Here is a 19,562-nt window from a genome sequence, read left to right as displayed (position 1 = left end):
TTCATCCCTTACTGATTCTCACCACATATCAGCTCTCTGAAAAGTTTCGAATATGTACTCTTCTCTTTCATTGCTTTTTCGTTATTTTTTACAGTTTATCACATTTCACTTCTAAACAAACCCGAATTTTCTATTTTATATAGCAGGAATTTCCACTTCAATTGTCTAATGATATATAGGTTTGCAGAAATATTCGAAACAACTTTGGAGGTTTTTTCATGGTAAAATATATATCCATTTTAGGTTCCACAGGATCCATCGGCACATCTGCATTAGATGTCGTTTCAGCTCATCCTGAACATTTCAAAATCGTCGGTTTAACCGCAAATTATAATATCGATCTTCTTGAGCAACAAATCAAAACGTTTCAACCTCGTATTGTAAGCGTTGCAACAAAAGACTTAGCAGACACGCTTCGTACGCGTATTTCAGCGAATACAAAAATCACATACGGAACTGATGGCTTAATTGCGGTAGCTACTCACCCTGATTCAAATCTTGTATTAAGTTCTGTTGTCGGAGTTTTCGGACTACTTCCAACGATTGAAGCATTAAAGGCGAAGAAAGATATTGCCATCGCTAATAAAGAAACGTTAGTTGCAGCTGGTCATATCGTAACTGAACTGGCCAAGCAAAACGGATGTCGTTTAATTCCAGTCGATAGCGAACATTCAGCTATTTTCCAATGTTTAAACGGCGAAAATAATAAAGAAATTGAGAAATTAATCGTTACAGCTTCTGGCGGTGCATTCCGTGATAAAACACGTGAAGAAATGAAAACTTTACAAGCAAAAGATGCTTTAAAGCACCCAAACTGGTTAATGGGGGCAAAACTAACGATTGATTCTGCCACATTAATGAATAAAGGATTCGAAGTAATGGAAGCAAGATGGCTATTTGATATTCCTTATGAAAAAATTGATGTAATGATTCATAAAGAAAGTATTATTCATTCTTTAGTAGAGTTTATTGATGGATCAGTTATTGCGCAGCTCGGTGCTCCTGATATGAGAATGCCAATTCAATATGCGTTTCACTACCCTACTCGGCTACCTTCTTCCTATGAAAAATTAAATTTATTAGAAATTGGTAGTTTACATTTTGAAAAACCAGATTTAGAGAAGTTCCCTTGTCTACAATACGCATATGAATGTGGCAAAATTGGTGGCACTACTCCTGCTGTATTAAACGCAGCAAATGAAATTGCAAATGCACTATTCTTAAAAAATGAAATTGCCTTTTTCGATATTGAAAAAACAATTTACAAAACAGTTGAAGCTCATCATAACGTAAAAGATCCTTCACTAGATGCTATATTAGAAGCGGATCAATGGGCGCGCCAATATGCAAATGAATTGTTAATAAAAAAGAGCTAAAACAGTTCCCACTGTTTTAGCTCTTTTTTTCACGTATTCAACTTAACAAATCTATAACCGTGCGTTACTAACACTTTTAATATCGCATACCCTGGAATCGCTAAAATAATGCCCATAATCCCAAATAAATTTCCGGCAGTTAAAATAATAAAAATGATAGTAATCGGATGAATGTCTAACTTTTTCCCCATAACTTGCGGAGAAATAAATTTACCTTCTGCTAATTGTACAACCATCATAACGATAATTACTTTTAACACCATTGCTGGCGAGTCGATAAATGCGATAATTAACGCTGGTGTAATCGCGATAATTGGTCCTACGTACGGAACGATATTTACAATCATCGCTAAAATCGCAAGTAATACCGCATATTTTATACCGATAATAAGGTAACCGATTAATAGCATAATACCGATAAACAAGCTCACGATAATTTGCCCTCTAATGTACGAACTAATCGCATAATGCATATCGTCTAGTATTCTCATTGCTGCTGGTTGTCTTTGCTCTGAAATAAACTTTAAAAAGTGATTCGGCAATTGCTCACCATCTTTTAAAAGATAGAACAATATAAATGGAACCATTACAAATGTTAAAACAACCTCTGTAACAGTACTCAAAAATCCAGTTACATTTCCTGTTACTGATGATAAAGATTTCGTAAAATCAACTGTGTAGTCTTTTACCATATTCGCAACATTAATATTTAAATTCTCCTGAATTTTACCGAGTAAATTACTTTCCCCGAATCTACGTGCTGCTTGTTCAATCTCATGACCAAAATAAGGTAAGTTATCAATTAATGCATCAATTTGATCTTTAATAATAGGGATAACCGTTACAACTAAAAATACAAATAATCCTAGTACGATTAAATATATGGAAGCTATCGATACAATTCTTGAAACACCTTTCTTTTCTAAAAGCGAAACGAATGGATGTAAAATATAGAATAGCACGCCTGCTAATAGTACTGGGAAGAAAATTGTTTTTAAAAATACGATAAACGGTGTAAAAACAAATGATATTTTTGTTAGCAATAAAATATTAATGAACAATAACGCAAATCCAAGTAATACCGCCAAATAATTTTGTTCTCTAAAAAACTTTCTTAACTTATCTCTTTTTCTTATATTTATTTTCTCCAATGAAACCACCTCTTCGAATGATGAAAAGCCCTTATTCAGGGCTCTTCATCATAATCTATATATCTATTTCTTTGCAGCTTTCACTACAAATGATACAATAAAAATTAACACGATTGCACCTAATAATGCTGGCACGACATGAATCCCACCAAATGATGGCCCAAAGGATCCAAATAATCTACCACCTAACGAAGCACCTAATAAACCTGCGATAATATTTCCGAACATACCACCTGGGAAATTTTTACCCGTTATAGAACTAGCAATTGCACCTATAATAGCACCAACTAAAAATGTGATAATCCATCCCATTTTTAGTCCTCCATTTCTATTATAGTTTGTATGATTCAATACAAACATATGTATTTATCATTGCTAATCATATTTCACTATAGAAATATATTTACTACTATTTTACATATGGAGATACATATATTATATGCAAAAAAGAAAAATATTGTCAAACTCACTCATAAAGCAATTATATTCATATACCATATTCAAAGGAGGCTTCATTATCTATGATTCTTAAGTTAAATTCCACTTCTATTGAAGTAGCAACATCCATTTTACAGGTTCAAATTCCAGCTTATAAAGTTGAAGCAGACTACTTAAATAGTACTGCCATACCTCGTTTATATGATACTGTAAACGATATTCAAAGTTGTGGTGAAACATTCTATGGATATTTTTCTGAAAATAAACTTGTCGGTTTTATTTCTTTTGTACAAGAAGAAAAACTAATCGATATCCACAGGTTAGTTGTATCGCCCGATTTTTTTCAAAAAGGAATCGCAACGAAACTCCTAATTCATATATTTAACATGTTTCCCTCTTCAATGACATACATTGTACAAACAGGTAAAGCGAATACCCCTGCTATTACTTTATATAAAAAACACGGATTCATTACAGTATCAGATACAATACTTCCTGACGGTATGATTCTTACGCAATTAAAAAAGACAGAATACACAAAATAATTTGACTTGTTCGCTCCTTTATGTTATTTTTTACTTTATAAAACCTTTTGCTGAGTCCAAATTTTGGAGCGGGGGAACCATTTTTGTAGCTATGCTACTTGGGGCGAATCTTTTTTAAGTAGGGAAACTCTCACTTCCCGAGTCCGACAGCTAACCTCGTAAGCGTAATGGGAGAGGAAGGTGCTTTTTGCCTATGTTACACATTTTGCCTCCTTAATTATCAATATGGGATCGATATCAAATAGTCACCTATATTTATAGAAAAGGAGAATGTATTATGTTACGTTTATCTGATCACGCAATAAAAATGATGGAGCAAAGACTCCGAATTGAAAAACAACGCACATATCAAGCAAATAAAGTTGTAGATAACTTACATCACAAATACTTCTTTCAGCATATTTTCCAACCGAAAAGATGAAGAAAATGTTTATTTAATATTAAAAAACACAAGGTGTGTCTTACAAAGACATTCCTTGTGTTTTTTATATTCTTTATAAAATTCTCACTACATTTAAACTTGCTGTAATCGCACCTGCTATAGTAGTCACATGACCTACACCTAACGGGCCATTTTGTAATATTAATGTTGAATTGGCACTCGTCACATTCACAAGAAGTGTATTTGAAATAGCTGGTTCAATTACTACAGTTGATGTCGTTACGTTTTGTATAAAACTCCCTGTTAGTTGCGTTCCATTTAATAGCAACCTAACAGATACTGTCTCATTCCCACCAGTCGCGTCCCCTTGGAAATAGTAGCTTACTAAATATATTCCTGGCGTCGCTACTGTGACTGTCGTAGCACTAGTTAAAGATACACCAGTTCCATATACAGTGGATCCAGAATTAATTGGGATGTTGGCATTTGCTGCAATTGTACTTGTTGATGTAGAAAAGAAATATCCGCCACCTGTCGATATAGCAGATGATCCTGTTGCTCCTGTCAAGCCAGTTGGACCCGTAGCACCTGTTGGGCCCGTTCCCCCCGTTACCCCTGTTGCTCCAGTCATTCCTTGTATGCCTTGTATTCCGGTCGGTCCAGTTGCACCAGTCACTCCCGTCTGGCCGGTTGCACCTGTTGGACCGGTTATCCCTTGGGGACCTTGGATTCCTTGTGGGCCTTGGGGACCCGTTTCTCCAGTCGGTCCGGTTGCTCCCGCCTGACCGGTTATCCCTTGGGGACCCTGGATTCCCTGGATTCCTTGAGGACCGGTTACTCCAGTCTGGCCGGTTGCTCCCGTTGGACCAGTTTCCCCTTGTGGTCCTTGAATTCCTTGAGGACCTTGGGGACCCGTTTCTCCAGTCGGTCCGGTTGCTCCCGTTGGACCGGTTATTCCTTGTAGACCTTGAGGGCCGGTTGGACCGGTTGGACCTCCTGGTGGACCGGTTGGACCGGTTGCTCCGGTCGGGCCAGTTGCAGAACCTGTCGGACCAGTTATCCCAGTTGCTCCTGTGGGGCCGGTTGGACCTGGATCACCTTGTAAACCGGTTGGACCGGTCGGACCAATTACACCTTGCACTCCTTGTATCCCTTGTATTCCTTGAGGGCCAGTTGGTCCACCTAAAGAACCTGTCGGACCGGTTGGTCCAGTAGGCCCCGTAATACCTGGCGGCGGAAAAGGAATAGGTGCTTGAAACTTACTACACTTATCTTGATTCTTCACAAGCATCTCCTCCCGTTTGTAACGCATCAAACTATTTTCAATATATTTAAACTGGCTGTTATTACTCCCGCTAATGTCGTTACATGCCCAATAGCTAATGGACCATTTTGTAATGACAAAGTGGAATTTAGAGAAGTAACTTCGATTACCATCGTATTGGAAATCGCTGGTTCTAATATAAAATTACCTTTTGTAACATAAAAAATAAAACTCCCTGCGACTTGCGTTCCGTTTAACACAAGACTTACTGAAATTGTTTCATTCCCAAAAATTGCATCACCTTGAAAATAATAACTTATCAAATATATCCCTGGCGTACTTAACGTTATAGTTGTCGCATTTGTTAAACTAACTCCTGATCCAAAAATTGTAGATCCAGAATTAATTGGTATTAACGCATTCGCTGCAATTGTACTCGTTGAAGTAGAAAAGAAATAACCGCCCCCGCTAGGTAAGCCAGTCGCTCCTGTCGCTCCCGCTATTCCCAAGAAACCTATTGAACCTGCACTACCAGTTGCTCCTGTCGGTCCCACCACGCCACTCGGGCCCTGACTACCTTGTGCTCCAACTGGGCCTATACTACCACTAGCACCTATCACCCCACTTACTCCACTTGGGCCTTGCAATCCTTGAACCCCTTGTATACCTTGTATTCCTTGCGGACCCGTTGCACCTGTATTGCCGGTCGTTCCCGTTATTCCTTGTATTCCCGTAATCCCTTGAAAACCTTGCAAACCTTGTGGTCCAGTTGCCCCGGTTGCTCCAGTAGCTCCAGTTTCACCCATTGCACCAGTAATTCCAACATTCCCTTGTGGGCCTTGAGGTCCTTGACTACCTGGCGCCCCTTGGACTCCTTGAGGGCCTGTTATACCGACTTCCCCTGTATTTCCTTGGGGACCTCTAATTCCTTGCGCACCTGTTGGACCGATAATTCCTTGCTCTCCTTGTATTCCTTGCACTCCTTGCGCTCCTGTTGGACCCATTATTCCTTGTAATCCTTGAGGACCTTGCAAGCCAATAGCTCCAGTCGGTCCTATTATTCCTTGCACTCCTTGAGGACCTTGTGCACCTTGTGTGCCTGTCAATCCGGTAGCCCCTTGTATCCCTTGAACACCTTGAGGACCTTGTATTCCAGCTGCTCCTGTTTCTCCTTGTATTCCTTGCACTCCTTGTATACCTTGTGCTCCAGCAGGACCGGTTGCTCCTCGGATTCCTTGTGCACCTTGAGCTCCTTCTGCTCCTGTAACACCAGCTGGACCGGCTATCCCTTGTATTCCCACCATTCCTTGTGCTCCTGTTGGGCCTATTACACCTTGAATACCTTGAATACCTTTAGAGCCTTCTGCACCTGTTGGACCTGTTACTCCACGCGTACCTTGTATTCCTTGAGAACCTTCTGCACCCGTTGGACCTGTTATTCCTTGGTTACCTTGAGGACCTTGTGCCCCTTGTACTCCAACTGCTCCAACTACACCTTGTGAACCTTGTGCTCCCCTTACACCTTGAGGACCGGTTGGACCTGTTATACCTTGCACTCCTTGCGCTCCAATTGGTCCTATCCCTCCGCTTACGCCTGTTGAACCAGTCGCACCCGTCGGACCGGTTGGACCTCCTGGTGGACCGGGTGGGCCAGCTGGTCCAGTCACCCCACTAGATGGACCAATTGGACCTGTTGTTCCTGTCGGACCGCCCGGCGGTCCTTCTGAGCCTTGAATACCAATGCTACCCGTCGCTCCAGTTATACCTCTTATTCCTTTTATCCCTTGAAAACCTGTTGCTCCCGTTATACCTTGTATTCCTTGCACACCTTGTGGTCCTTGTAAACCTATTGCACCTGTTATCCCCTTTATTCCACTTATACCTTGGGCACCTTGCATTCCAGTAGAACCAGTTGGACCCACTTCACCTTGTATTCCTTGTGCTCCTTGCGGGCCTTCCTCCCCAGTAATTCCTTGTATCCCTTGGAAGCCGTCTTCTCCTTGTATACCAGTAGCCCCTTGCTCTCCTTGTATTCCTTGAACACCTTGAGGACCTTGTGAACCAGTTACACCCGAGAGTCCAGTTATGCCTCTCTCTCCTTGCATTCCTTGTGCTCCTGTTTGTCCTCGCTCACCTATTTCCCCTTGTATTCCCTGTATGCCTTGTATACCTTGACTACCAGCAGGACCCGTAGCTCCTTGTATTCCTTCTAACCCTTGTACTCCAATATCACCAATTAGACCTTGGTTACCGATTAATCCTTGAGCACCTTGGAGACCAGTCGGGCCAGTTATACCTTGCTCTCCTGTACCACCAATAGCTCCTTGCATTCCTTGTGCTCCTGTTGTCCCTCGGGGACCTTGTATTCCCCTGATACCTTGAGGACCTTGGGGCCCAGTTGCTCCCGTCGGTCCAGTCACCCCTGTAGGACCAACAGGACCTTCATGCCCTCCAGTTGGACCGATTGGACCACTATTACCTGTCGGACCAGTTGCTCCCATAAGCGGAAGAGGCAGTGCCACTCCGAATTTTTTGCAATTTCTATGATGACGCACAACAATCCCCCTTCCCTAAAATCATTACACCTTTTATATGAAATGCATTTTTATAAGAAAAGTACACCTTTGACCTCATTTTTTTAAAATAAAGAAGCTTATCATTTCATCTTGGTATTATCCCCTATAGGTAGACAGTAAAAAAAGAGTCCATCTGATATGATGGACTCAATACTGTTTTATCTGGAGGAGATTTTTTTATGGCAAGAAAGGGACAATCATTTCAAAAATATACAGAAGAACTAAAGCGAGAAGCAGTTCGTCTTCGATTAGAAGAGAGAAAATCATTGCGAGAAATTCGTGAACAACTCGGTGTGAAGAGCGATGCCCAGATTATTGAGTGGGTAAAACGTGCGCAACAGGGGGAGTCCTTTGATGATCAACGTGGTGTCTGGAATCGAAAGAATTTTAATAGTCTAGAAGAAGAAAATGCTTATTTGAAGGCACAGGTTGAGTATTTAAAAAAGCGCAATCCAAATCTACATGGGAAGGAATGGTCCTAAAGAAAGAACGATTTTCTCTTATCGATTCATTACGCCAAGCCTATCCACTCCGATGGTTGCTTCAAATCGCGGAAGTTTCTAAGGCTGGCTACTATAAATGGCGGAAATATCATAACGTGCAGCGTTTACGTCAGAAAAGGGATAGGTGGCATAAAGAACATATTTTATCTATTCATCGTCAGCACCCTTACTATGGGTATAAACGTATGACTCGTGCTTTGGCTCGAGAAGGAATGGTAATGAATCATAAACGTGTTCGTCGTCTTATGAGAGAGCTGGGTATTCAATCTATCATTCGAAAAAAACGTCCGTTTTATGGAAGAAAAACATCTGTGGTATTTAAAAATCATTTGAATCGAGAGTTTCAAGCTGAAAAGCAAAACCAAAAATTCGTAACAGATATTACTTATGTACGAATCGGAGAACAATTTGCCTATTTGTCAGCTGTGTTAGATCTATACAACAATGAAATTGTTGCCTGGAAGCTATCTTCAAGAAATGATTTAGATTTGGTTTTAACTACATTACGTCAATTAGAAGGGAAGTCATTAACTACTAAGCCCCTTTTCCATTCAGATCAAGGGTTTCAATATACATCTAAATCCTACGCAAAACAGTTAGAGAAATTAGGATTTGTCGGTAGTCATTCTAGACGTGGAAACTGTTTTGATAATGCGTGTATCGAATCATTCTTCTCACATTTAAAAACAGAGAAGTTGTATTTAGTGCGCCCAAAAACATATGAAATGGCCTACCGAGCAATTCAAGAATATATTCAGTTTTATAATACAGAAAGATTCCAAGAAAAACTTCACGGCCTTTCCCCGATAGAATATCGGGAAAAGGCCGTGGCATAATACTCTTTTTATTACTGTCTACTTGACAGGGAGATGACCAATTTGCTACTCTTTTTTCTATCCAAGAACTTCTAATCGCACCGATTACTTCCGCGTATGAGTACGTCGTTTCCACATAAAATAACGTTACCAGTTTAGATAAGAACTTAGCTGAACTGGACTACTCATAAGGATGTGTATCAACATGGTAAAAACAAACAAATTATTAGTTCCAGGTGCAGAACAAGCGCTTGAACAATTTAAATATGAAATTGCACAAGAATTTGGTGTAAGCTTAGGATCTAATACAGCATCTCGTTCTAACGGTTCAGTTGGCGGTGAAGTAACAAAACGTCTTGTTGCTTTAGCTCAACAACAACTACGTGGATAATAATATAACATATGGCTTAGAGGCAGATATTCTCTGCCTCTTTCTATTTTTAACATACATAATCGTACTTTTTCACATACTAGTAAAAGCAAACTGAAAGGAACGATATGTAACATGAAACGGATTAATATTCGCATGAGTCCTCCCCGTGTTCTTACATTGGCTTTTATTATGTTATCACTTATCGGTACATGCTTATTAAAGTTGCCAATTGCTACAACAACGTCTATCTCATGGCTAGATGCTTTATTTACAACCGTTTCTGCTTGTACGGTTACAGGGCTTGGTGTGGTAGACACTGGGAAGGTATTTACCTTATTTGGCCAATGTGTCATTTTAACACTTATACAAGTAGGCGGACTGGGCATTATGAGCTTTGCTGTCTTAATTGCGATTATGCTCGGAAGAAAAATCGGTCTTCAAAATCGGATTTTACTGCAACAAGCATTAAATCAAACGAATATCGGCGGCGTCATCCGTCTTGCCAAAGCATTATTTTTATTCTCTTTTACAGTCGAATGTATCGCTACTATAATTCTTTCTTTTGAATGGGTACCCAAATACGGGGTTACGAAAGGGATCTATTATAGTTTTTTCCATTCAATCTCAGCCTTTAACAATGCTGGCTTTTCTGTGTGGAGCGATAATTTAATGTCCCATTCTCATAGTATTCTTGTCAATCTCGTCATTTCCTCTCTCATCATTTTAGGTGGAATTGGTTTTACAGTAATCGTAGACATAAAAAGAAAGAAAAACTTTAAAAACCTTACACTACATTCAAAACTTATGCTCTCTTCTACTCTAATCGTCAACATTATTGCTACCCTTTTTATTTTTATATTCGAGTTCCATAACTCCCTTTCTATGAGAGGTTTTACCCCATTTGAAGAAGGATTGGCCTCTTATTTTCAAGCAATTTCAACGCGAACTGCCGGGTTTAATACAGTTGATATTTCTACATTATCAAAACCTTCCCTCCTATTAATGATGCTCCTTATGTTTATTGGTGCTGGTAGCGCTTCAACTGGTGGTGGGATTAAGTTAACAACATTTTTAATCATATTTTTTGGCGTATTTAAATTTTTACAACAACAAGAGGATATTGTCGTATTTAAAAAATCCATTAAAGATACTCTCATTGTCAAATCATTAACCATTACTATTATTTCCATTTCATTTATCTTTTTTGCTATTTTAATTTTAAGTATTACTGAGCGAGTTCCTCTATTGATGAGTGCTTTCGAAGTATTTTCAGCATTTGGGACTGTTGGCCTCAGTATGAATTTAACACCCCACTTAACTATAATCGGAAAAGCTATTATTATCTTTATGATGTTTTTTGGGAAAATGGGTCCTTTAACATTGGCTTTTTCATTTGCTCGTAAAAAGAACCCGAAAATAAAATATCCGAATGAAGATATTTTAACAGGTTGACAACCGTATAAATTATCCATATAATGAGAATACAATAACATATCTCCAAAGGGGAGTAGCGTCCAAGAATATTTCTTGGAAACAAAGTCGTCATTACGTAGAACTTAGTTCTTCCGGCTTTGTTGGCATTTTTTATTACATATGTCTAGCAAGACCTTTGCCTATTAACGGCAGAGGTCTTTTTTGTATTCATTTCCAGATTCTTCCAAAGTTAATAGGCAGGAGTATGGGGAAACTAAATAGTGGGGAAATTCTTCACTTATTTAGAACTTATAGAAATGAGAGGAGAATGTACATGGATGTATCATTATTATTGGAGTATGGTTGGGTATTACTCATCCTAATTGCACTTGAAGGGATTTTAGCGGCTGATAACGCTCTTGTTCTTGCAATTATGGTAAAACATTTACCAGAAGAAAAACGAAAGAAAGCACTATTTTATGGATTAGCGGGGGCATTTGTTTTCCGATTTGGATCGTTATTTATGATTTCGTTCTTAGTCGATGTATGGCAAGTGCAAGCAATCGGTGCCATCTACCTTATGTTTATCGCTGGTAATCACTTATTTAAAACATATGTTAAAAAGAATACAGATGAAGAAACAGAAGAAAAAGAAGCAAAGAAAAAACAAGAGAACTTTTGGTGGACTGTATTTAAAGTTGAGGTTGCTGATATCGCCTTCGCAGTTGATTCAATTTTAGCTGCTGTTGCACTAGCAATGACTTTACCAAAAACAGGATTAGGTACAATTGGTAGTCTTGATACTGGGCAATTCGTTGTTATCTTTGTAGGTGGACTTATCGGATTAATCATTATGCGATTTGCAGCAACTGCTTTCGTACAGATTTTAAAACGTAAACCAGGACTTGAAACTGCAGCATTCTTAATTGTAGGTTGGGTTGGTGTGAAGCTAGCAGTTTATACATTAGCACACCCTGCATTAAATGTAATACCACATTCATTCCCAGAATCCACTCCGTGGAAGCTTACATTCTGGATTGTATTAGTCGGAATCGCAGTTGGTGGTTGGTTCTTCTCAAAAGAAGTAGAAGTAAAAGTAGAAAAGAATTTAGACGAAAAAGCGCTGTAATTACAGCGCTTTTTCTTTTTCCGTTCTTCCTCTCAATGTCCAGAAAAAATTCCATTATACTACCTTTTGTAAACGTTTTCTCAATGTATGTATGTCCTTTTTGTGAAACATTGCACAAACTTATTGAAAGTGAGAACAATTCCATGTACTTTATTCATATAAGGAGTATTTATAGAAGATTTACTAAAGGAGCGTATTACTCATGCTAGAACAAGGACTAGATTATGTTGTCAAACTGGCTAAAAACAAAAAGAAAATACTAGATACAAACCCAATGCAATATTTCATTCGTGCTGCACTTGCGGGTATTTATATCGGTTTTATTATTGTACTATGTTTTAAATTAGGTAACTTTTTTCACACTGCAGATTCACCAGCAACGTATTTAGCTGCTTCTATGTTTTTCGGGATTGCTCTCGTACTTATTATATATGGCGGTGCTGAATTGTTTACTGGAAACACAATGTACTTTACTGTAGCAACTTTAAGAAAAGAAACAACGATTTCTGATACACTTCGTAACTGGGTTGCTTGTTATGCAGGTAACTTAGCCGGCGCGTTATTCTTTGCCTTACTATTTTACGCAACTGGAATTTTCGAAGCAATTGATCACGGTCACTTAATGAGTAAAGTCGTTGAAGGAAAGATGAACACACCTACGATGCAGTTATTCTTTAAAGCTATTTTATGTAACTGGCTCGTATGTCTTGCTTGTTTCTTACCTTCTCAGGTTAAAGGTGACACAGCAAAAATAATGGTCATGATGCTACTTGTTTTCACATTCTTCTTATCTGGCTACGAACATAGTATTGCAAACTTATCACTCTTTGCTTTATCTTTAGTTTCACCGCATCCTGAGACAATTTCTTTTTCAGGTGCTATTCATAACTTAATTCCTGTTACAATCGGTAACATTATTGGTGGATCAGTATTTGTCGGTATGGTATACCACTACTTAACAAAGAAAACACCTGACGTTCAACAGGAAAAAACTGAAATCGCAACAGCTCAACAAGAAGAGATTATTCCTTTACAAGCACATATGAAACATTAAAAACTCCAAAGTTTTACTTTGGAGTTTTTAGCTTCCCACGTATTTAACTAAAAGGTGAGGATTAATTTCTCCTTCTTCCTTTCCCTTATCCATTCTCTGTTTCATCTTATGCATACCGATGACATCATTCGTATGAAGGTGAATTTCATTTACATATAATCCCTCTGTACAAAAAGCTTCTACAAAATCTAGTCCATTTTTTGCTCCCCAGCCCATATTATAATCAAGGGAAAGAATATTCACATCATAATCCCGAACCATTTGCAAGGCACATTCTACTGTAGTTGCGGACACATACCCGAACGGGCAACTTCTTTGATCATCCATATATACGTTCATTTTCGATTCACTCTCTAATTTGAATAAGCGGCTAATACATAACACATTGCCCCAAGACTAATAAAAGGACCAAATGGAATTGGCTTTCGTACTTCTATACGTTTTAATCCGATACCAATCCCCAAAAAACAAAGACTAAAACAAGATGCTAAAAATAAAACGATAAAAACTCCCTTCACTCCTACTATAAAACCAAGTAACGAAAGCAGTTTTATATCTCCTCCGCCAAGCCCTTCTGGATATATCTTTTGCATGCAATATAACAAAATAAATATAACACCACTACCAGCTATACTATCTGTCCAAGTAACTAATTGTACAAAAACACTTTCGAGAATGAGTAAAACGGCAAACGAAATTAAAATACAATCAGGAATTAACATATATAAGTAATCTGTAACTGAAATAATAAGAAGTAGCGAAAAAAGGGATAAAATGATAATAAGCTCTCGTTCTATTCCAATCATATAAACTGTAAGAAGAAATATACCTCCTGTTATATATTCAAATGTTACATACATAATTGGAATTTTCCTCTTACAATTCGTACAATAGCCTCTTTGTATATAAAATGAAATGATGGGGATTAGTTCTTTTGTCCTTAGCACATATTTGCAATAATCACAATGTGAACGCGGGGTAATAATAGAAACACCTAATGGAACCCTCATCGCAACTAGCATAAAAAAAGAACCAAACACCATCCCTGCTAACAGTGCATATAAATAAGTGAACATCCCTTCCTCTCCTTTCCCAAAAAACATAGCAAAAAAAGGAGAGAACTTCTACTTCATATTATCCTTTATTCTACTAAAAAAGCAGGCCATTTTCTGGCCTGCTTTCCCCTCTTTTATACGATGAAATATACTGCTTTTAATGGTCCATGTACTCCGACAACAAGATTCATCTCAATGTCAGCCGAGTTACTTGGTCCTGTAATAAAGTTAATACAAGATGCCGCTGTCTCCCCATTTTCTACGCGTGAATTCATATCCTGAACTGCTTGTGTAATACGAGGCACAAGTGTTTCACGTGGAATAATAGCAAAATATACAGTCGGTAAAAAGTGTAAAGAACGTCCTTGCCCTTTATGACTTTGTACAACAATTGTACCAGATTCAGCTAATGTATAATCACTAAATGCAATACCAATATTCGCTTTTTCAGCTAAACGCATATTTTCGTCTTTTCTCTCTGGATCCCATACGTTCACTTCAACGTCTCGCTTTGGAAGTTCTTCTTGAAATAAAGATGTTAAACCATATGCATCAAAACGCTCATCTGCTGATAATAAAATAGGTCCCCCGCCGTTTTCCATAATTACTTTTTGAAGGTCTTCACCTAAACTGTCATTTGTCGTTTCTACTACAGTTGTATGAATGTTTGTACATTGCTTTTTAAACACTTCTAGTAATTCTTCTTGTGAATAATCTTTTAACGTTTCTATATTCACATTACTTTTCCATACTGGACGCTCTACACCTTCTGTTTTACGAGCGCGCCCAAGTTCTTTTGCAATGTTATCTAGAAAGGCATCACGGTTTTGAATTAATCCTGTCATTATTTGTCCCCACCTTTCTTATGATCTTTATACCAATCACGGAATCGTTCTTTACTTGGAGCTGGGAATTCACGAATATCTGTCCAGTTTTTAAGTGGCCCAACACCTTTTGATACACGGTTACCAGATGTAAATGGACTCATTGCTGCTGGCGCCATTTTTGATCCCATTTTATATAAAGCTGCTGAAGATGCACCCATACTAAACATTTTCATTGCTAATTTTTCTGCAAGTGGAGCACGTCCTTCTTGCTCAACGATAACTTGACGATGTTTTAATAATAAATCATGCAATGGAATTTTTACTGGACAAGCTTCTGTACATGCTCCGCATAAACTAGAGGCATAAGGAAGCTCTTTGTAATCATCATATCCACCTAAAAGTGGTGTTAATACCGCACCAATTGGTCCTGAGTATATAGAACCATATGAATGTCCACCAACATGACGATATACAGGGCATACGTTAACACAAGCAGCACAACGAATACATTGCAATACTTGGCGGAATTCAGATCCAAGAATTTGAGAACGACCATTATCGACCACAACTAAGTGGAATTCTTCTGGGCCATCTACTTCCTCTTCTTGAATTGGTCCCGCTACCGTTACATAACTTGTTAACTTTTGACCTACTGCACTACGACATAGTAAACCAACTAAAACATCTAATTCTTCCATTGTAGGAACCATACGTTCCATACCCATTACTGCAATTTGTGTTTTCGGAATCGACATGACAAGATCGGCATTACCTTCATTCGTTACTAAACAAAGAGAGCCAGTATTTGCAACAGCAAAGTTACAACCAGTTACACCAATTTCTGCATCCATAAATTTCTCACGAAGTTGTTTACGAACAAACTTTGTCATTTCATACGGGTCATCAGAATTTTCATAGCCTAACTTTTCTTTAAATACATCGCGAATTTGCGTTCTATTTTTATGAAGTGCAGGTGCAATAATATGTGAAGGTGGATCGTTATCTACTTGCAAGATATACTCTCCTAAGTCACTCTCTAACACTTCACAGCCAATCTCTTCAAGCGCATGGTTCATACTGATTTCTTCTGTTACCATCGACTTTGATTTTACTACTTTTTTCGCTTGTTTCTTTTTGGCAACATCTTGAATATACTTTGCAGCTTCCTCTTTCGTCTTCGCAAAGTACACGTGTCCGCCTCTTTTTGATACATTTTCACTTAACTGCATTAAGTAATAATCCAGATTTTCTAACGTATGTTGACGAATTTGTTCACCTAATTCACGCCACTCTTCCCAGTTTCCTAATTCATCTGCAGCTTTTAAGCGATTCGTATATAAACGCGTTTGTGCAGAAGATACTGCTCCGCGCATAAACGAATCTTGAATTCCATCACCAACGCGATCATTAAATTTTTTCTCACTGATTTTCATAGACATAGCTTATGTTCCCCCTTCATGAGCGACTATTCAGTACCTCAGCAATATGCATTACTTTTACTTCTTTTCCTAAACGCTCAATACGTCCGCCAATGTTTAACAAACACCCACAATCTGCACCGATTAAATAATCTGCACCTGTTTCCATGACACTATCTACTTTTTCGTCTACCATTTGCTCAGAAATTGGAGTCATCTTAACTGAAAACGTTCCCCCAAACCCGCAACAATTTTGCACGTTTGGCAAATCTCTCACAGTTAATCCTTTTACATTTGATAATAAAATTCCTGGTGCTTCTTTTACTCCAAGCATACGCGTCATATGACATGATTTATGAATAGTAGCTATCCCTGGTAAACTTGCACCAACATCTGTAACTTTTAAAACATCTACAATAAACTGTGTAAATTCATAAGTTTTATCAGCAACTTTTTGTGCACGTTTAGCCCACTTTGGATCATCTTTGAAAACATGCGGATACTCATGAAACATTGTCGCACAAGAACCAGATGGCGTAACAATATATTCTGCATCTTCGAAAGTTTCAATCATATGTTTCATCGCTTCTTTTGCTGCTTCTACATGGCCGCTATTATAAGCAGGCTGCCCACAACAAACTTGTGCTTCTGGAAATTCAATTTCACAACCTAAACGCTCCAACACTTCAACTGTTGCTTTGCCGACATTTGTTTCAAACATATCGACTAAACAAGTAACAAATAAAGTAACTTTCATAACTATTACTCCCCCTTTTTACAACTTCACCAACAAACATATGGTCATCAGATGACTTAGTAGAGAAGAAATAGGCTCAACCATGGCCTATCCTCTCCCTCTTCTAAAGAAAACGCTTACTTAATCTTTCTCTATTTTATCAGAAAATTAAATTTTTAAAAGATTAAATTACGAATTTATATCGTTTTTACCTGTGACAATATGTTCTACATTTGTTAAATGATCTAGCATTGCTTGCTGCGCTAATTCTACATCTTGTTTTAACACCGCATCATATATAACTTGATGCTCTTCTATAAGTCGTTCTGATGTCGTTTGTTCACCATATAAAATAATGCGTCTTGATTCACCAATTGTTTCAGCAATCATCTCTGAAACATGATTCATGAGTTCAAGCAAAATGTTATTATGCGAAGACTCTGCAATTCCCATATGAAATTGAAAATCGGCTTTTTCGCCAGCCTTTTCATCTCCAATGCTCTTTGCCATTTCATCTAGCCAATGTTTCATATTTTGTAAATTATCTTCCGTACGTTTTGCCGCCGCTACTCGAACTGCCCCCACTTCAAGCACCTTTCGTACTTCTAATAAATTCAAAATATCTTCTTTCTTCATTAATAATCTATTGTTTAATGATTTCGTTAATGAAGAAGAATCGAAGTTCTTCACATATGTACCTTCTCCTTGTTTCATCTCAATTAAGCCCATCGCTCTTAGCGCACTTAGCGCTTCACGAACAGCAGATCTGCCAACTTGAAACTGCTCAGCTAATTGATGCACAGGGAGTAGTTTGTCACCAGGTTTTAACGTACCATTTTTAATCATTGTTAAAATAGCTTCAGATACTTCTTCGTAAATTTTTTTCGGTTTAATAGATTTGTACTCCAGTTAAATCACCTCAGTATCTTCCAAACAACAATTGAAACGATTTATAAAAACTTTGCATCATAACTATTTTAGACCGAATTGATAAGAAGTACAAATGTTTTGTTCATAAAATAGTCAAATTTTCGATATTTATTACATATTAATTTATATTTTTATGTATAAATATTTCCTTCAATATAAAGAACATGTCCTAAAAATTAGAACATGCCCCCCTCATCCTGTACATTCAGTTTAATACTAACCGTTGTTCCCTTATCTTTTTCACTTTCAATTTGCCACTGTCCACCATGTATATGAACAATTTGTTTCACAATAGCAAGGCCTAAACCTGTTCCACCGTGTTGACGACTTCTCGCTTTATCAACTCGGTAAAAGCGTTCCCCAAGGTTTTCCAAATGTTCTATATCAATGCCAATTCCTGTATCTTGTATTTTTAATTCACAGTAATCATAGATTTGCTTTAAAGTTATAACGATATTTCCTTTTTGATTTGTATACCGTATCGCATTATCTAACACATTATGAAGCACTTGTTGCATACGATCCTCATCAATCATGACAATGACCTCTGGATTTAAATTGGTTGAAATATGAATTTCCTTTTCTATAAACTTAATCTCATACGTATCTAATACGTCTTCAATCAGCTGTGAAAAAACGATAGGTTGTTTCTTTAACGGAAAGTGCTCGCCTTCTAATTGTGCTAAGTCTAACAAGTCATGAACGAGACGCTGCATACGACCTGCTTCTTTATGAATTAGCTGCGTTACTTTTTCCTGCTGCGGTCCCTTTGCAACACCATCTAAAATAGCCTCGCTATACCCTTTTATATAACTAAGTGGTGTTCTAAGTTCATGCGAAACATTTGCTAAAAATTCCTTACGCTTTACATCTTCTGTTTCTAATGAATTTGCCATTTTATTAAAAGCTTTTCCTAATCGTCCAATTTCATCCTCTGAAGAAACTGTAATCCGCTCCGAGAAATCTCCCGTAGCCAAATGATTTGCAACCCGCTCCATTTGCGAAAGTGGCTTCGTAATTGCAATTATAATTTTTCTTCCAACCCATATCGTAATTAAAATCATAGCAATTGCTAACGGTGCTAAAATAAGACCCATATCATAGATTAAATCTTTTATACTTTTTAAAGGAATATACGAATAGACAATTCCGACTAATTTTTTATTTTCCAATACAGGAATGACAACCCCCATAATATTACGGTCAAAATGTTCTTCATATCCTATTTTTGTCACAGTTTTCCCATCTAATAGCGTTTGCCTATCTCCTTCACTTATAAGAGAATGGTGATGCACATCAAAAGGCAAACATGCGCTTAAGTCACGCGGATTAGACACAAAAATAACGTCTGAACTAGATATTTGATCAAACGATCTTACTTTCTCTTCAAAAGTTGATATTCCTTCACGCCTATCATATTGAGCAGCAAGACTTTTTCCTTCCATTACTAACGAAGCTTTTAAATTATCAACGTATAATTTTTCATACGAGTATAAAGATACGAAATAAAGAAAGGACACTGTTACACATACTGCACATACTACTGTAAGCCAAAGTTTTTGTACCATCGTAAACAT

General features: G+C 37.8%; 18 protein-coding genes, 1 pseudogene, 2 riboswitches and 1 other annotated feature (1 of these 22 only partly in view). Of the genes and pseudogenes, 8 read left to right on the top strand and 11 right to left on the bottom strand.

Going from position 1 to position 19,562, the window contains the following annotated elements:
* Positions 1–80, bottom strand: a binding site (T-box leader) (it extends 128 nt beyond the left edge of the window).
* Positions 81–218: 138 nt separating this feature from the next.
* Positions 219–1,376: a 1-deoxy-D-xylulose-5-phosphate reductoisomerase gene (locus F3I02_RS15000; protein WP_196478109.1), complete on the top strand. Its 1,158-nt coding sequence runs from the start codon at positions 219–221 to the stop codon at positions 1,374–1,376.
* 29 nt (positions 1,377–1,405) lie between these two features.
* Here the strand turns inward: F3I02_RS15000 and F3I02_RS14995 are convergent, their stop codons facing one another.
* A complete protein-coding gene (locus tag F3I02_RS14995) occupies positions 1,406–2,527 on the bottom strand; it encodes an AI-2E family transporter (RefSeq protein ID WP_000411481.1) in 1,122 nt (373 codons plus the stop codon).
* A gap of 63 nt (positions 2,528–2,590) precedes the next feature.
* Positions 2,591–2,839: a GlsB/YeaQ/YmgE family stress response membrane protein gene (locus F3I02_RS14990; RefSeq protein WP_000539714.1), complete on the bottom strand. Its 249-nt coding sequence runs from the start codon at positions 2,837–2,839 to the stop codon at positions 2,591–2,593.
* Positions 2,840–3,048: 209 nt separating this feature from the next.
* Here F3I02_RS14990 and F3I02_RS14985 point away from each other — a divergent pair, with 209 nt between their 5' ends.
* Both F3I02_RS14985 and F3I02_RS14980 read left to right on the top strand, forming a co-directional pair.
* Positions 3,049–3,510, top strand: a complete 462-nt coding sequence (locus F3I02_RS14985) for a GNAT family N-acetyltransferase (RefSeq protein ID WP_046945753.1) — start codon at positions 3,049–3,051, stop codon at positions 3,508–3,510.
* A gap of 38 nt (positions 3,511–3,548) precedes the next feature.
* Positions 3,549–3,691: riboswitch (cyclic di-AMP (ydaO/yuaA leader) on the top strand.
* A gap of 96 nt (positions 3,692–3,787) precedes the next feature.
* A complete protein-coding gene (locus F3I02_RS14980; protein WP_000945243.1) occupies positions 3,788–3,931 on the top strand; it encodes a hypothetical protein in 144 nt (47 codons plus the stop codon).
* A gap of 73 nt (positions 3,932–4,004) precedes the next feature.
* Here the strand turns inward: F3I02_RS14980 and F3I02_RS14975 are convergent.
* Positions 4,005–5,120 (bottom strand): annotated as a pseudogene (locus tag F3I02_RS14975) (collagen-like domain-containing protein); the annotation flags it as partial.
* Positions 5,121–5,203: 83 nt separating this feature from the next.
* On the bottom strand, positions 5,204–7,711 hold the full coding sequence (locus F3I02_RS14970; protein WP_163050839.1) for a collagen-like protein: 2,508 nt from the start codon (positions 7,709–7,711) through the stop codon (positions 5,204–5,206).
* A gap of 200 nt (positions 7,712–7,911) precedes the next feature.
* Between F3I02_RS14970 and F3I02_RS14965 the strand changes: the two genes are divergently transcribed.
* The 5 genes from F3I02_RS14965 to F3I02_RS14945 all read left to right on the top strand — a co-directional run bounded on the left by F3I02_RS14965 (position 7,912) and on the right by F3I02_RS14945 (position 13,019).
* Positions 7,912–9,071, top strand: a protein-coding gene (locus F3I02_RS14965) for an IS3-like element ISBth8 family transposase (protein ID WP_196477519.1) whose coding sequence is annotated in 2 segments (ribosomal slippage) — positions 7,912–8,170 and positions 8,170–9,071 — 1,161 coding nt in all. Because the reading frame shifts where the segments join, the coding sequence is not laid out codon by codon here.
* 184 nt (positions 9,072–9,255) lie between these two features.
* Complete coding sequence (locus F3I02_RS14960; RefSeq protein ID WP_000241212.1) at positions 9,256–9,441, top strand: alpha/beta-type small acid-soluble spore protein; 186 nt, start codon at positions 9,256–9,258, stop codon at positions 9,439–9,441.
* A 114-nt stretch (positions 9,442–9,555) separates the two neighbouring features.
* The gene (locus F3I02_RS14955; RefSeq protein ID WP_000822325.1) at positions 9,556–10,875 is read left to right on the top strand and encodes a TrkH family potassium uptake protein; all 1,320 of its coding nucleotides are present in this window, start codon (positions 9,556–9,558) and stop codon (positions 10,873–10,875) included.
* Positions 10,876–10,913: 38 nt separating this feature from the next.
* A riboswitch (yybP-ykoY riboswitch) is annotated at positions 10,914–11,088 on the top strand.
* An 82-nt stretch (positions 11,089–11,170) separates the two neighbouring features.
* Positions 11,171–11,965: a TerC family protein gene (locus tag F3I02_RS14950; protein WP_000383326.1), complete on the top strand. Its 795-nt coding sequence runs from the start codon at positions 11,171–11,173 to the stop codon at positions 11,963–11,965.
* Between the two features lie 202 nt (positions 11,966–12,167).
* A complete protein-coding gene (locus F3I02_RS14945) occupies positions 12,168–13,019 on the top strand; it encodes a formate/nitrite transporter family protein (RefSeq protein ID WP_196478107.1) in 852 nt (283 codons plus the stop codon).
* A 27-nt stretch (positions 13,020–13,046) separates the two neighbouring features.
* On the opposite strand, the gene F3I02_RS14940 is transcribed toward F3I02_RS14945, so the two are convergent.
* The 7 genes from F3I02_RS14940 to F3I02_RS14910 form a co-directional block, all read right to left on the bottom strand.
* The gene (locus F3I02_RS14940; RefSeq protein WP_001103769.1) at positions 13,047–13,358 is read right to left on the bottom strand and encodes a cyclic-phosphate processing receiver domain-containing protein; all 312 of its coding nucleotides are present in this window, start codon (positions 13,356–13,358) and stop codon (positions 13,047–13,049) included.
* A 14-nt stretch (positions 13,359–13,372) separates the two neighbouring features.
* Positions 13,373–14,095 carry a prepilin peptidase gene (locus F3I02_RS14935; RefSeq protein WP_000495722.1) on the bottom strand — a complete coding sequence of 241 codons (723 nt, stop codon included), beginning with the start codon at positions 14,093–14,095 and terminating at the stop codon, positions 13,373–13,375.
* Positions 14,096–14,208: 113 nt separating this feature from the next.
* Positions 14,209–14,919: a LutC/YkgG family protein gene (locus tag F3I02_RS14930; RefSeq protein WP_000147193.1), complete on the bottom strand. Its 711-nt coding sequence runs from the start codon at positions 14,917–14,919 to the stop codon at positions 14,209–14,211.
* On the bottom strand, positions 14,919–16,340 hold the full coding sequence (locus tag F3I02_RS14925; RefSeq protein WP_000061927.1) for a LutB/LldF family L-lactate oxidation iron-sulfur protein: 1,422 nt from the start codon (positions 16,338–16,340) through the stop codon (positions 14,919–14,921). The genes F3I02_RS14930 and F3I02_RS14925 overlap by 1 nt, the downstream gene beginning before the upstream one ends.
* 16 nt (positions 16,341–16,356) lie before the next feature.
* Complete coding sequence (locus tag F3I02_RS14920; protein WP_000869148.1) at positions 16,357–17,076, bottom strand: (Fe-S)-binding protein; 720 nt, start codon at positions 17,074–17,076, stop codon at positions 16,357–16,359.
* Between the two features lie 168 nt (positions 17,077–17,244).
* Positions 17,245–17,934: a FadR/GntR family transcriptional regulator gene (locus F3I02_RS14915; protein ID WP_254904515.1), complete on the bottom strand. Its 690-nt coding sequence runs from the start codon at positions 17,932–17,934 to the stop codon at positions 17,245–17,247.
* Positions 17,935–18,161: 227 nt separating this feature from the next.
* The gene (locus tag F3I02_RS14910; protein WP_000494798.1) at positions 18,162–19,562 is read right to left on the bottom strand and encodes a sensor histidine kinase; all 1,401 of its coding nucleotides are present in this window, start codon (positions 19,560–19,562) and stop codon (positions 18,162–18,164) included.

The organism is Bacillus sp. SRB3LM (genome assembly GCF_015712745.1).
Taxonomy (GTDB): Bacteria; Bacillota; Bacilli; order Bacillales; family Bacillaceae_G; genus Bacillus_A; species Bacillus_A thuringiensis_K.
This window is presented reverse-complemented; position numbering and strand designations above follow the sequence as displayed.